This is a genomic window from Paraburkholderia silviterrae, from assembly GCF_004353915.1.
Lineage (GTDB): Bacteria > Pseudomonadota > Gammaproteobacteria > Burkholderiales > Burkholderiaceae > Paraburkholderia > Paraburkholderia silviterrae.
This window is the reverse complement of record NZ_SMRP01000040.1, coordinates 43,337-56,226: the sequence shown is the minus strand read 5'-3', so window position 1 is coordinate 56,226 and position 12,890 is coordinate 43,337. Positions and strand designations below refer to the sequence as shown.

Here is a 12,890-nt window from a genome sequence, read left to right as displayed (position 1 = left end):
GACAGGAATTTGAATAAATTCAAAAACCTGACTTACTTTAGTGTGAGACTCTTGATACTTGTGCTTTTCTCACCGGATAAAAAATCACGGCGAGGAGCTAGATCGAATCAAGCGCCCACACTTATCGGCTGTAAATTTTTAAAGATCGATCGCTCAAAAATCAGCTAAATCCGCTGTTTTTTTTGCGCCCTGCATCAACAGGGAGGCGAATTATGCGCGGACGAGAATCTCCCGTCAAGCGAAATTCGGATATTTAATAAAAATATCGCGAACGGTAGATGCGAGGGCTCACCACTCGCCCTCCCGAGATCTCGGATCGAATTGAATAGTCCCCGATCGCCGGCCCTCCATCTGACGACGATCGTTCCGTTCAACACAAAGCACGAACGATCCGCTTCTGAGACGTCAAACTGCGCACACAGCCGCTCAAACGTACCCGGAAACGGTCACACTGGATCCAACATTTCCCCCCAAACAACCATATCCGTCACCGCCCACCCTAAGTCGGGATCGCAATCCCGCTCAAAAGTCTTTCACCTGGAGTTTGAAAAGCTCTTGCCCCATTCCGTACCCCCGCTCGCGACCAATTCGCTACTTCTGCGACACGCACAGCCATCAACAGCACTTCTGCCGGCCAAACGTGGTGCCACAGTGGAACGCTGGCCCCGTCAGCCATCATTGAGAGCTTGATGCGAACAGCGGCGGGATCTGAAATAAAGACGAAAGGTTCTCTGGAGAGCCCACCAGTATTGCGAAGTGCGCACATTAGATTAGTTATACGAAGTATTTTGACTCAGAAGAATTCGTAAGAGCCGCGAGAACGAAGTGGACCATAGATGCACGATCAACGAAAAATACCACAACAATTCATAGACATACGATGACATCCCGTTATATGAAATGTCAGGCGCGTTCTCTTTTGTCTCTTTCGGCCCCTTTCTCCGAAGTGCACACTTTTTTGTATGTCGATATCGACAACCCTCTTGAAATCAGTGTCATCGCCCATATCGTTAAAATGCGATATATGATTCGCACAGTTACGATGCAACCCCGATGAAGAAATCCCAACCGACCCCAACACTCGACATCGACGTCGACGCGATCTACAAGGCGCTGGCCAATCCCGTGCGGCGCGAGATCCTTGCGTGCCTGCGCGAGCCGAAGGTCCATTTCGCCGATCAGGAGCTCCCGCTCGAGCACGGCGTCTGCGCGGGCCGGATCGACGCGCACTGCGCGCTCTCGCAATCCACCGTGTCGGCGCATCTGGCCGCGCTGCAGAAGGCGGGACTCGTCACGTCCAAACGCGTCGGCCAATGGGTGTTCTTCAAGCGCAACGAGCCGGTTATCGAGGCGTTTCTGGCCCTCGTGAGCAAGCAGTTGTGACGGCGAGCATCGTCGCAAGCCGATCGGCAAGGTCGGCTTCTTTTCCCGTATCGAATCAAGGCCGCGGGCCGCGCCCGCAACAAGGTGAACACATGGCAACGCTTTTCGACCCCATTCAAATCGGCGACCTCACGCTGCCCAACCGCATCATCATGGCGCCGCTCACGCGCCAGCGCTCAGGCGAGGCGCGCGTGCCCAATGCGCTGATGGCGAAGTACTACGCGGAGCGCGCCTCGGCGGGCCTCATCATCAGCGAGGCGACCTCGGTCACGCCGCAGGGCGTGGGCTACGCGGAAACGCCGGGCGTCTGGTCGCAGGAACAGGTCGAGGGCTGGAAGCTCGTGACCGAGGCCGTGCATGCAGCGGGCGGGCGCATCTTCCTGCAGCTGTGGCACGTGGGCCGCATCTCGGACCCGCTCTTCCTCGACGGCGCGCTACCCGTCGCGCCGAGCGCCATCGCGGCGCAGGGCAACGTGAGCCTCGTGCGACCGCAGCGCGCCTACGTCACGCCCCGCGCGCTCGACACCGACGAGATTGCCGGCGTCATTGCCGCATTCCGCCAGGGCGCGCTCAATGCGAAGGCCGCAGGCTTCGATGGCGTAGAGATTCACGGCGCGAACGGCTATCTGCTCGACCAGTTCCTGCAGGACAGCACCAACGAGCGCACCGACGCCTACGGCGGCTCGATTGAAAATCGTGCGCGCCTGCTGCTGGAGATTACCGACGCGTGCATCGACGTCTGGGGGCCGAATCGCGTGGGCGTCCATATCGCTCCGCGCGGCGACGCCCACACGATGGGCGATTCGAACCCCGCAGCAACCTTCGGCTACGTCGCACGCGAGCTCGGCAAGCGCAAGATTGCGTTCCTGTTCGCGCGCGAGTCGCTCGGCGAAAACCGTCTCGGTCCGCAATTGAAGGCCGAATTCGGCGGCCCGTACATTGCAAATGAGAAGTTCACGCTGGAGGCGGCGCAACGCGTGCTCGCGGATGGCGAAGCCGACGCCGTCGCCTGGGGCCAGCTCTTCATCGCGAACCCGGATCTGCCGCGCCGCTTCGAAATGAACGCGCCGCTCAATGCGCCAAATCCGTCGACCTACTACGCACGCGGAGAAACCGGCTACACGGACTATCCGTCGCTCGAAAGCGTGGCGTAAGCGGCGAGCGCGCATGGCGCGCAGCTTCGCTCACTCGTCCCCGGCCAGGGCGCCATGCCCGGGCCGGGGACGATGCACATGGGCGCGCTTTCTCGCAGCGTCGCTCGGTTCCCGATAGGCCGATTCAATTGGCGCCGCGCGCGAGTTTGTCCTTGAATTGCAGTTCCGCCTGCCCCGCCCACTGGCTGACTGGAGAACCACCATGCCCCAAGTCGACGCCGAGCAAATCGTCCACAGCATCGCCGAAGAGACCAATACACCCGAGGAAACGGTAGCCCGCATCTACGCCGACGCGCTCGACAACTATCGCGCCGACGCACGCATCCTCGACTTTCTCCCGCTCTTCGCCGCGCGCAAGGTCCGCGCAACCCTGCGACAAAACAGCGCGAAACCGCACTGATCGCTCGCCCCACTCCTGCCAGCTCGTTGCCTCTCCCGCGCGAACCGCGGTTCGCGCGGCGGGCTTTCGCGCGCCTGTCACGGCTGCATGCGCCCGACTCGCGTGTCGCTCGCGCGCGGCCAGCACCGCCTCTTAAGCCTGGTTTAATTCTTCGCTGCAAACATACGCTCACCCCTGTTGAGCCGCCGGAGCATCGGCGGCGTTTTTTTGTGCGGTTAGCCGAGGAGGAGCAAGGTCATGGTTGAAGACGACGATGTGCTGATGCACTTGCAGTCCCTGCTGCGCGACGGCTCGACTACACGCGTTGCGTCGTGCCGTGTCTCCATGCCGCTGCAGAATCCATGGGGCCGTGCTTATCGGCTGGTCGAATGGACCACGCCGCTCGACGACGGCGCGCGCCGCCAGGTCGTGCCCGCCGAGAGCTCGGCGCTCGACATCGCGCGCCTCGTGGCGGAGCACGTGCCAGGCCGCCGCATCCTGCTCAATGGCGAAGCGGTGGACGCCGAACGCCCGCGCACGCGGCGCCGCGCGCGCAGCACCGCCAGCGCGCGCGCCACGAGCTAGGGGCTCTGCGGCGCGTCCCATAGTTCGGGACGCGCCGCTCGCGCAGCGATTCTCCCCGCAGTTTCACGCCACCATCCTTCCCAACGTTTCTTCCAGCGCCTCGCTCGCACACGTCATCGGTGCGCGCAGCTCGTTGCGAATGAGCCCGCGCCGTGCCAGCGCCGCCTTCACCGGCCCCGGATTCGGCTCCGCGAACGCCGCGCGCACGAGCGGCACGAGTGCGTGCCAGAGCGCGCGCGCTTCGGCGAGACGTCCCTCGCGCAGCGCCCGCTCCATCGCCACGAAACGCTCCGGCAACAGATGCGCCGACGCCGCAATCGCACCGCTCGCGCCCGCGCACAGCACGCCGAACATTTCGATGTCCTCGCCGCAGAGCACCTGCAGGCGGCCGTCGAGGATCAGCGCGAGCGTCTTCTCGAGCGAGCCGCCGCAATCCTTCACCGCGACGATGCGCGCATGGCCCGCCAGCTCGAGCAAGGTCGGCAATTCGAGCTGCACGCCGGTGCGCGCGGGAATGTCGTAGAGGATCACGGGCTTGCGGCTCGCGTCGGCGAGCGCCATGAAATGGCCGATCACACCCGCCTGCGACGGACGGATGTAATACGGCGCCGCCGCCAGCACACCCGCAACCGGCGTCTCGTTGAGCGCGGCGACGCGCTCGCATACCGACTGCGTGTGATTACCGCTCACGCCCGCGACCACCGGCAAGCCGCCCGCGCTCGCGAGCACGGTGGCAAGCACGGCGTCCTGCTCGCGATCGTCGAGCGCGGCCGGCTCGCCCGTCGTGCCGAGCGCAACAAAACCCGCTACGCCCGCCTGCGCATAGTGGCGCACGAGCGCGTCGAGCGCCTCGTGATCGACGGCGCCGCGATTGAACGGCGTGACGAGCGGAATCCAGATACCCGAAAACGAAGACATGACTTTCCCTTGAACGCGACCGTATGGAAGGTCCGTCGATCCGTACGCGGAAATCGGGCAAGCCAGGAGAGAGAAAGAGGCGGGGCGCCGCCGGCAGGCCGTTCCATCGCACATCCGACGGAACAGCGAGCTCCGGTCAGATGAGCGGCTGTTTTTTGGCTTTCACGCACGCGCACGAGGCCTGCGCGCACGCACGCGTCGCGCGCGAAGCGGCGACGATCAATGGCGTGGCGAAGGGATTCGGCTGACGTGACATGCCGGGAAGTGTAACGGAAAACGCGCGAAACCGCGCGAGCCTGCGCGCGCAGCGGCAAGAATCAGCTGTGTACCTCTACGTCCACGACGGACGTATCGAGCAGCAGGCTCGGCGCCTCGCCCGGGTCGCGCTTCGTGAGCTTGCCGTCCACGCTCGCGCCGCAATCCATCTGCAATTGCTGGTAGTAGATGTTGCCGACCACGTGCGCGTTCGCCTGCAACTCGACGAAATGATCGGCGATCACGTCGCCGACGATGCGCCCGTTGACCACGATGTCGTAGCCGTGCACGTTGCCCTGCACGGTGCTGCGCTCGCTCAGCACGAGCAGCGTCTGTGCGCCTGCCTTGCTGCTGACATTGCCGTTGACCTGGCCGTCGAGCCGCAGCCCATCGGCGAATTCCAGATTGCCCGTGATGCGGACATCCTCGGCAATCAAGGTCGCGAGCTTGGTTTGGGCGATGCCCGGCTGGGGTTTCTTCTTGTTGAACATGGGTGACACCGTTGCGTTTCGTTGCGTTTGGTCTGAATGGGTTGTGTCGATCTCGCGTTTAAGCACGCGCGTGAGATCAGTGCGCGTTCGGGCGTGCGCCATGGCCGCGCAGGAACACCAGCTCGGCTTGCAGCTTCGCGGCCTCGGCCTGCGCCGCGTCCGCCGCCTTCTGCAAGGCCGAGCGCGCCGCGCGCTCCTGCTCCAGCGCGAGCTCGGTGTTGGAGAGCCGCGTCTGCAGCAAATCGGGCGCGACGACCGGGCAACGCCCGGCGTCATCGGCATACAGTGCCCACGCGGTGAGCCCCGCGCCGGCCGCCGCCGCAGCAGCGGTCCATGTGAGCGCCACGCCCCAGCGCCATGCGCGCGAGCGCACGGGCTGCAGTTCGAAGGCGCGCTGCGCGTCGCGGCGCTGGCGCGCGGAACGCCGTGGGTCAGCCATTGGCGCCTCCAGCGCCGCTTGCGGCGCGGTTGGCAGCTTCGCTTGCGCTCTGGTACGCGCTGAAGAGCTCGAGATAGTCCGCGGGATCGACCTGCACGCCCTTCACGATCACCTCGAAGTGCAAGTGCGGGCCGGTCGAGCGCCCGGTCGAGCCGACGTCGGCGATATGCTCGCGCGGCAGCACGACCTGCCCCACCTGCACGTCGATCTTCGAGGCGTGCCCGTAACGCGTCACGAAGCCGTTGCCGTGATCGATCTCCACCGCGTTGCCATAGCCCGACTTCTGCCCCGCGAAGATGACGCGGCCGCCCGCTGCGGCGAGAATCGGCGTGCCCGTGGACGCGACAATATCGAGCCCCGGATGAAAGCTCAGGCGCTGCGTGAACGGATCGATGCGGTTGCCGAACGGCGAGCCGGGCCGGCCCGCCCCGGTGGGGCGGCGGCCGGGAAACGCGTCCCATGCCGCCTCGTGCTGCGCCACGGCCTGCTCGAGCGCGCCGAGCGTGGCGGCCATGCAGTCGACTTCGCCATTGACGGCGTGGGCGTTGGCACGCGCGGCGGACGCCTCGACACAGTGCCGCGGCGCGAGCGCGGGGCCACCCTCGCCGCCGTCGTCGTCGCCGGAGCGCGTGGCGGGCGCGGCGGGCGCCACCGCCGCCCCACGCGGCGGCTGCGCGCGCAAGCGCTGGTCGAACTGGCGCAGCTCGGCAAGCTGGGCGGCAAGCCGCTCGATGCGCGGATCGAGCAGCGCGATCGAGGCGTTCATGCGGCCGATCTCGCCCACCACATAGTGATGCATCTCCGCGCCGGCCGGGCCGGGCGCCGAGGGCGCCAGCGCCATGCCGCCGTAGCGGCCGATGGCGACGCCGCCCGCGAGCGCAAGCACAGCGGCCGCGCACGCGGCAACCACCGCCGTGCGGCGCGCGGCGCGGTGGGTGACAAAGCGGGTCTCGCCGCTCGAAAGCTCGTCCACCGAGCTCGACCATGGCATCTTCATGGCCGGCTCCGGCGGCGGCGCCGTTTCGCGCGCACGAGCGTTGCGCAGGACACCAGGGTACAGAACAATGCGTACATCTCAGGCTGCCAGGGCCGGCGAGCGCCGGCCCTTCCTTAATCAAAACCGCGATTATCCCGGCGCCTCAAAAATGCCCATCCCGATAAAAGCGGGCTCGCGGGCGCGGCAAACGCGCGCGCGTCGCAACCGCGGCGAGCCGCAAAAGCGCTTGACTTCTCACGCAGGCACACTAATATACGCACCGCGTACATCAACCAGCCATCACGGGTGCCCAGCATGAGCGTTCCGCAACAAGCCTTCCTCCGCGACGCCATGCGGCGTCTGAACATGACCCGCGACGCCTTCGCGAGCCGCATCGGCGTGTCGCGCCGGGCGCTCGACACCTGGCTGCTGCCCGAAGAGTCGCAGGAGTCGCGCGCCATGCCGGAGATCGTCGAGCGCTTCGTCTCGGAGATCGTCGGCAACGGCGAGACGCGCGAAGTCTATACGCAAAGCGTAGATCCGCGGTCGCTGGCCAGCCAGATGCCATTCGAAGGCAAGCCGCAACTGCTGTCGGTCGACCAGTTCTCACGCGACTCCGTGGAAGCGCTCTTTCGCGTGGCCGACATCATGCAGCCCATCGCGCGCCGCCGGAAAATCTCGCGCGTGCTCGAAGGCGCGGTGCTCGGCAACCTGTTCTTCGAGGCCAGCACGCGCACGCGCGTGAGCTTTGGCGCCGCGTTCTGCCGGCTGGGCGGATCGGTGTGCGACACGACGGGCTTCACGTTCTCGTCGATGGCCAAGGGCGAATCGATCTACGACACGAGCCGCGTGATGGCCGGCTACGTGGATGCGATGGTAATTCGGCATCCTGAGCAAGGCTCGGTGGCCGAATTCGCGCGCGCTGTGAACATTCCCGTGATCAACGGCGGCGACGGCCCCGGCGAGCACCCGAGCCAGGCGCTGCTCGACCTCTACACGATCCAGCGCGAGTTCTCGCGTCTGGGCAAGATCGTCGACGGCGCGCACATCGCGCTCGTGGGCGACCTCAAGTACGGCCGCACGGTGCACTCGCTCGTGAAGCTGCTCGCGCTCTATCGCGGCATCAAGTTCACGCTGATCTCGCCGCCGATGCTCGAAATGCCGGCTTACATCGTCGACAAGATCTCGACCAACGGCCACGTGGTCGAGCAGACGCACGACCTGCGCGAAGGCCTGCGCGGCGCCGACGTCGTGTACGCCACGCGCATCCAGAAGGAGCGCTTCACCGACGAGTCGTTCGAAGGCTACACGCCCGACTTCCAGATCAATCAGGCGCTGATGGACGAGTGCTGCAGCCCCGAGACGCTCGTGATGCATCCGCTGCCGCGCGACAGCCGCCCGGGCGCGAACGATCTCTCGACCGATCTGAACCACGATCCGCGCCTCGCGATCTTCCGCCAGACCGACAACGGCATTCCGGTGCGCATGGCGATCTTTGCGACGCTGCTGGGCGTCGAGAACCTCGTGCAGCACTCGATGCGCGATGCCGCGTGGCGCCCGCCTGCGTACCTCGGCCCGGATGACGCCGTGTTCCACGGCATCGACTGAGGCGCTCGAGCGGCGCGCGGCTTGCCTGCACGCGCCGCCGGGCTCATCGGCTATCGGCCATTGACCATCGGCCCGCACGCGCACACCGCGCCTGCGGGCCGAAGCGTTTTTTCAACGGCTTTTTCAGCGACTCAGGGCATGCAAACCGTCACGCACGTGAGCCCCTGCGCCTTCGCAGCAGCGTCGATCGCGGCCTCCAATCGGCGCCGCCGCCCGCCGCGGCCCGGATGTCCTCGCTGTCGCGCGCGGTGTCGCCACTGAGCGCCACGGTCGCGACGCACCCGCCGCCAGGCTCCGCCAAACGCTACATTGCGCACCGCCGTCACGATTGAAAACGCGCGATTCCTCAGTCGATTGATTCGATCAACGCCGGCCAGCGCGCCGCCTATACTGCATGAAACGTCCGCGCCGCAAGGCCCGGGCGCCGTGCCGCGTCGTTCTCCCATCGTCGTTTCCTGCTTGCCCGCTTATTGGCGATGCCATGCTGACCATAGACGAAATTCGCGCGATCCCTCTCTTCTCCACGCTGCCCGACACCGAACTCGAACGCCTCGCCCATACCTCTGCGGATCTGCATCTGAGCCCCGGCGAATACGCCGTGCACGAAGGCGGCGAGCGTGCGCTCTATGCCGTGCTGTCCGGCAAGATGGAGGTCGTCAAGCTGTTCGACGGCGTCGAGCGTACGCTCGGCTGGCGCATGCCCGGGACGATCTTCGGCGAGGTGCCGCTCGCACTCAGCTCGCCGTTTCCGGGCGCCTATCGCGCGGCCGAGCCCTCGCGCGTCATGCGCGTGGACGCTCAGCACTACTATTCGATGGCCGCCGTTTCGTCCGACGTCGCCACCCGCATGGGCGCGCTCGCGCGCGAACGCATCGGCGGATTGCAGGGCCTCTCCGCCGAGCCGCCGAAGACGCGCGTGACCATGATAGGCGCACGCTGGGACCCCGCCTGCGCGGACCTGCGGCAGTTCCTCGCGCGCAACCAGATCAGTTGCGAATGGCTCACGCCCGACGCGCCGGAGCTCAAAAGCCGCTGGAATGGCACCTGCCCGGAGGACCACGCCTGCCCTGCCTTGCGCCTGGCCGACGGCACGCTGCTCACCCGCCCCACCACGCGCGAGGTCGCGGAGCGTCTCGGCTTGCAGACCCAACCGGGACGCGACGAATACGACACGCTCATCATCGGCGGCGGGCCGGCCGGGCTCGCGGCGGCCGTCTACGGCGCATCAGAAGGACTCCGTACCATTGTGGTCGAGCGCGAAGCGCCCGGCGGCCAAGCCGGCACCTCGTCGCGCATCGAAAATTATCTGGGCTTTCCCGGTGGCATTTCCGGCGACGAACTGGCGAGCCGCGCCTTGCAGCAGGCAAAACGGCTGGGCGCCGAGATCCTGGTCACGCGCGCCGTCGCGCGCATCGATACGGCCGCGCACGCAGTCCATCTCGACGGCGGCGACGTGGTGCGCGCGCGCACCGTGATCCTCGCCACGGGCGTCGCGTGGCGACGCCTCGAGATCGAAGGTTTCGACCGCTTCATCGGCAAAGGCATCTACTACGGCGCGGCGCGCAGCGAAGCCAGCGGCACGCACGGGCTCGACGTGTATCTGATCGGCGGCGGCAATTCGTCGGGTCAGGCGGCGCTGTATTTCGCGAGCCACGCGCGCAGCGTCACGCTGGTCCTGCGCGGCGACTCGCTCGAAAGGAAGATGTCGCGCTATCTCGTCGAACAGATCGCCGCACAATCGAACGTGTCCGTCGAGTTGAACACCGAAGTGGTCGGCGTGCATGGGGACACGCATCTCACCGGCATCGACATGCTCAATACGACGAACGGCAATGTGAGCCGGCGCGAATGTGGCGGCCTGTTCGTCTTCATCGGCGCCGATGCGCAAACGGACTGGCTGCCGCCCGAGATCGCCTGCGACAAGCGCGGCTACGTGCTGACCGGCGACGACATCGTGAAAGCAGGGCGCTGGTCGCACCGGCGCGATCCCTGGCTGCTCGAATCGAGCGTGCCCGGCATCTTCGCCTGCGGCGATGTGCGCCTGAGCCCGGTCAAGCGCGTGGCCTCGGCCGTGGGCGAGGGCAGCATGGCGATCGCCTTCGTGCACCGCTACCTCGATGAAGTGCCTGAGCAGGTGCGTGGGTAGCGTGGCGCGTTCAAAGGCGCGGCGCGCGTCTTCCCGGGCTTGCCTCGGGCGCAGTTGCACCGCACAATCAACGCGTTCCCCTCTCGCGCGGTACTCCCCAATGGCCTACGCATCGCTCGCCACCGGCGTACTGCTCGCCGCCGGCACAGGATCACGCTTCGATCCCAACGGTTTGCGCAACAAGCTCCTCGCGCCGCTGCCCAACGGCGTCAGCGTTGCCCAGGAAGCCGCGCACAGGCTCTTGATGACCACGCCGAAGGTGATTGCCGTCGTGCGTCCGGGCGCGGAAGCGCTCGCCCACGTCTTGAACAACGCGGGCTGCGACGTGGTGTTCGCGGCCGCCGCTGTGAGGGGCATGGGCGCGAGTCTCGCCGCAGCCGTCGAAGCGGACACCGAGGGAGAAAGCTGGATCGTCGCGCTCGCGGACATGCCGCGCATCGCGCACGCGACCATCGAGGCCGTCGCGCGCGAACTCGACGCAGGCAAGCCGCTCGTCGCGCCGTTCTATCGCGAGCAGCGCGGCCATCCGGTCGGTTTCGGCCTCGCGCACCGCGCGGCATTGCTCGCGCTCGACGGCGACACGGGCGCCCGCGCGCTGCTGAATTCGCCCGCGCTCACCCGCATCGACGTGGACGACCCCGGCATCCTGCGCGACGTCGATACACCCGCCGACCTGGACGGCCTCTAATCTCTGCGGGTCCCGTGCGTGCGGCTGACGTCTCCCGTGCGCACGCGAAATTCCGCACGAAGAGCGCCTATCGCCTACGCTATAAGGACCATCCACACGTCGTGCCCGATTGGCCACGCCTGCGCACGAGGTACCCGCGATGATCTGCTCGCACACCAATCCGCTGCCCGATCCGCTCGCCGATCCGACGCGCGACCCCGAGCGCGATCCGCTCACGCCCCCGCCGCCCGGACATCACGGCGAGGAACCGCAGCGCCCGGACGGTCCGCCTAACAAGGATCCGGTGTAGCGAGGCGCCACCGCTCGCCGGCCGCGTCAATCGCGGCCGCGCGTCGGCACATTCCGGCTCATTGAATATGGCGCTCGCCAGGCATGCGGCATAGCGCACGACTCGCGCGGCTACGCCGACCTTCCCACGCACCGCCGATTTCCTCTGCTTTCGCGAAGCTTGCATCGGCGTGCGCGCGCCCCTAGAATGCAAACGATTCGCATTTACAATAAAGTTCTTGTTTAACCTCAAATTCGATCCGACGCCATCAACGTGACCGCCTTCCAGACCGCGCCCGTCCGTGCCGGCCACCGCGCCCGCCGCACGCCCGGCGCCGCCGCATGAGAGCCCTGCTGGTGCGCCTGCACCGCTGGCTCGGCCTCGGCACAGCGGCTTTCCTGTTTCTCGCCGGCCTCACGGGCGCGGTGATCGCCTGGGACCACGAACTCGACGCCGCGCTCAATCCGTCTTTCTATCGTGCGTCCACGGCGGGCGCTCCGCTACCGGCGCTAACGCTCGCCCAACGCCTCGAAGCCGCCGATCCGCGCGCGCAAGTCAGCTACATGCCGCTCTCGGTCGAGCCGGGCCACACCTTCGTCGTGCGCGTCGAGCCGCGCCTCGACCCGAGCACCGGCGAGCCGTTCGCGCTTGCTTACAACCAGGTCGCGATGGACCCGGCCACCGGCGTCATTCAAGGCCGCCGCATGTGGGGTGCGCCCTCGCTCTCGCGCCTGAACCTGATTCCGTTCCTCTACCAGCTCCACTACACGCTATTCCTGCCGACGAAGGTGGGCATCGACTTCGGCGTCTGGACGATGGGCATCGTGGGCATGGCCTGGCTGCTCGACGGCTTCATCGCCATCGTGCTCGCCTTTCCGAACCTCAAGAGCTGGCGCAAGTCGCTCGCGTTTCGCGTGAAGCGCGGCGGCTACGCGCTCACGTTCGACCTGCACCGTTCGGGCGGCGTCTGGCTCTGGGGCCTGCTGCTGGTGATCGCGCTCACGTCGATTTCGATGAACCTGGGCACGCAGGTCGTGCGCCCCGTCGTGTCGCTGTTCTCGACGCTCGCGCCGGACCCGTTCCGCACCGCCGCGCCCGGTCCCGCGCTCACGGCCGCCGAGGCCGCCGCGGCGCGCACGCGCATCGTGGCCGCGGCGAGCGCGCTGGGACGCCGCGAAGGCATCGCCGCGCCGCCGGGCGGCCTGTTCGCGATGCCGGCGCTGAGTGCCTATGGCGTGGGCTACTACGCAGCGGGCAACGATCACGGCGACGCGGGCCTCGGCAATCCGTGGCTCGTCATGAATGCGCGCACCGGCGAGGTGATCGCCAGACAGATTCCCGGGCGGGGCAGCGCGGGCGACCTCTTCATTCAGGCGCAGTTTCCGCTGCACTCCGGGCGGATCGCCGGATTGCCGGGCCGCATCGCAATCAGCTTCACGGGCGTGGCCGTTGCAATGCTCAGCGTGACGGGCATGCTGATCTGGCTGAAGAAGGCGCGGGCCCGCCGCAAGAGCGCACGCAAGGACGAGACTGAGGCCAGGCCCGTGCGCACGAGAGAACGCGCGGCGGGTTGACCCTGCAGGCGCAACGCCGCGCAGTC

The 12,890-nt window shown here is 66.7% G+C and carries 12 protein-coding genes and 1 pseudogene; 9 read left to right on the top strand and 4 right to left on the bottom strand.

Annotated elements, in window-relative coordinates:
* The first annotated feature begins 1,053 nt into the window (after positions 1-1,053).
* The 4 genes and pseudogenes from EYW47_RS37015 to EYW47_RS37000 form a co-directional block, all read left to right on the top strand.
* Positions 1,054-1,383, top strand: coding sequence for an ArsR/SmtB family transcription factor (locus EYW47_RS37015; protein ID WP_133199760.1), 330 nt, complete (start codon positions 1,054-1,056; stop codon positions 1,381-1,383).
* A 92-nt stretch (positions 1,384-1,475) separates the two neighbouring features.
* A complete protein-coding gene (locus tag EYW47_RS37010; RefSeq protein WP_133199759.1) occupies positions 1,476-2,537 on the top strand; it encodes an alkene reductase in 1,062 nt (353 codons plus the stop codon).
* Positions 2,538-2,739: 202 nt separating this feature from the next.
* Complete coding sequence (locus EYW47_RS37005; RefSeq protein ID WP_133199758.1) at positions 2,740-2,937, top strand: DUF3562 domain-containing protein; 198 nt, start codon at positions 2,740-2,742, stop codon at positions 2,935-2,937.
* Between the two features lie 237 nt (positions 2,938-3,174).
* A pseudogene (locus EYW47_RS37000) lies at positions 3,175-3,408 on the top strand (DUF2866 domain-containing protein); the annotation flags it as partial.
* A gap of 156 nt (positions 3,409-3,564) precedes the next feature.
* Here the strand turns inward: EYW47_RS37000 and dapA are convergent.
* From dapA to EYW47_RS36980, 4 genes are all read right to left on the bottom strand, one after another.
* Positions 3,565-4,419 carry a 4-hydroxy-tetrahydrodipicolinate synthase gene (dapA, locus tag EYW47_RS36995; RefSeq protein ID WP_133199756.1) on the bottom strand — a complete coding sequence of 285 codons (855 nt, stop codon included), beginning with the start codon at positions 4,417-4,419 and terminating at the stop codon, positions 3,565-3,567.
* A 317-nt stretch (positions 4,420-4,736) separates the two neighbouring features.
* Entirely contained in the window at positions 4,737-5,165 is a 429-nt protein-coding gene (locus EYW47_RS36990) for a bactofilin family protein (protein ID WP_133199755.1), read from the bottom strand.
* Positions 5,166-5,241: 76 nt separating this feature from the next.
* Positions 5,242-5,604 carry a hypothetical protein gene (locus EYW47_RS36985; RefSeq protein WP_133199754.1) on the bottom strand — a complete coding sequence of 121 codons (363 nt, stop codon included), beginning with the start codon at positions 5,602-5,604 and terminating at the stop codon, positions 5,242-5,244.
* On the bottom strand, positions 5,597-6,601 hold the full coding sequence (locus EYW47_RS36980) for a M23 family metallopeptidase (RefSeq protein ID WP_240764080.1): 1,005 nt from the start codon (positions 6,599-6,601) through the stop codon (positions 5,597-5,599). Before EYW47_RS36980 ends, EYW47_RS36985 begins: the two co-directional genes overlap by 8 nt.
* A 294-nt stretch (positions 6,602-6,895) precedes the next feature.
* Between EYW47_RS36980 and EYW47_RS36975 the strand changes: the two genes are divergently transcribed.
* The 5 genes from EYW47_RS36975 (at position 6,896) to EYW47_RS36960 (ending at position 12,864) form a co-directional block, all read left to right on the top strand.
* Positions 6,896-8,188 (top strand): aspartate carbamoyltransferase, encoded by a 1,293-nt coding sequence (locus EYW47_RS36975; RefSeq protein ID WP_133199753.1) that lies wholly within the window; start codon positions 6,896-6,898, stop codon positions 8,186-8,188.
* A 481-nt stretch (positions 8,189-8,669) separates the two neighbouring features.
* Positions 8,670-10,334 carry an FAD-dependent oxidoreductase gene (locus EYW47_RS36970; RefSeq protein WP_133199752.1) on the top strand — a complete coding sequence of 555 codons (1,665 nt, stop codon included), beginning with the start codon at positions 8,670-8,672 and terminating at the stop codon, positions 10,332-10,334.
* A gap of 100 nt (positions 10,335-10,434) precedes the next feature.
* Positions 10,435-11,022, top strand: a complete 588-nt coding sequence (locus tag EYW47_RS36965) for a nucleotidyltransferase family protein (protein WP_133199751.1) — start codon at positions 10,435-10,437, stop codon at positions 11,020-11,022.
* A 139-nt stretch (positions 11,023-11,161) separates the two neighbouring features.
* The gene (locus EYW47_RS41185; protein ID WP_165976784.1) at positions 11,162-11,311 is read left to right on the top strand and encodes a hypothetical protein; all 150 of its coding nucleotides are present in this window, start codon (positions 11,162-11,164) and stop codon (positions 11,309-11,311) included.
* 320 nt (positions 11,312-11,631) lie between these two features.
* A complete protein-coding gene (locus tag EYW47_RS36960) occupies positions 11,632-12,864 on the top strand; it encodes a PepSY-associated TM helix domain-containing protein (protein ID WP_133199750.1) in 1,233 nt (410 codons plus the stop codon).
* Positions 12,865-12,890 lie beyond the last annotated feature (26 nt).

Coding starts and splice junctions, on each gene's coding strand:
- EYW47_RS37015 (WP_133199760.1), top strand. CDS start 1,054: ATGAAGAAATCCCAACCGACCCCAACACTCGACATCGACGTCGACGCG.
- EYW47_RS37010 (WP_133199759.1), top strand. CDS start 1,476: ATGGCAACGCTTTTCGACCCCATTCAAATCGGCGACCTCACGCTGCCC.
- EYW47_RS37005 (WP_133199758.1), top strand. CDS start 2,740: ATGCCCCAAGTCGACGCCGAGCAAATCGTCCACAGCATCGCCGAAGAG.
- dapA (WP_133199756.1), bottom strand. CDS start 4,419: ATGTCTTCGTTTTCGGGTATCTGGATTCCGCTCGTCACGCCGTTCAAT.
- EYW47_RS36990 (WP_133199755.1), bottom strand. CDS start 5,165: ATGTTCAACAAGAAGAAACCCCAGCCGGGCATCGCCCAAACCAAGCTC.
- EYW47_RS36985 (WP_133199754.1), bottom strand. CDS start 5,604: ATGGCTGACCCACGGCGTTCCGCGCGCCAGCGCCGCGACGCGCAGCGC.
- EYW47_RS36980 (WP_240764080.1), bottom strand. CDS start 6,601: ATGAAGATGCCATGGTCGAGCTCGGTGGACGAGCTTTCGAGCGGCGAG.
- EYW47_RS36975 (WP_133199753.1), top strand. CDS start 6,896: ATGAGCGTTCCGCAACAAGCCTTCCTCCGCGACGCCATGCGGCGTCTG.
- EYW47_RS36970 (WP_133199752.1), top strand. CDS start 8,670: ATGCTGACCATAGACGAAATTCGCGCGATCCCTCTCTTCTCCACGCTG.
- EYW47_RS36965 (WP_133199751.1), top strand. CDS start 10,435: ATGGCCTACGCATCGCTCGCCACCGGCGTACTGCTCGCCGCCGGCACA.
- EYW47_RS41185 (WP_165976784.1), top strand. CDS start 11,162: ATGATCTGCTCGCACACCAATCCGCTGCCCGATCCGCTCGCCGATCCG.
- EYW47_RS36960 (WP_133199750.1), top strand. CDS start 11,632: ATGAGAGCCCTGCTGGTGCGCCTGCACCGCTGGCTCGGCCTCGGCACA.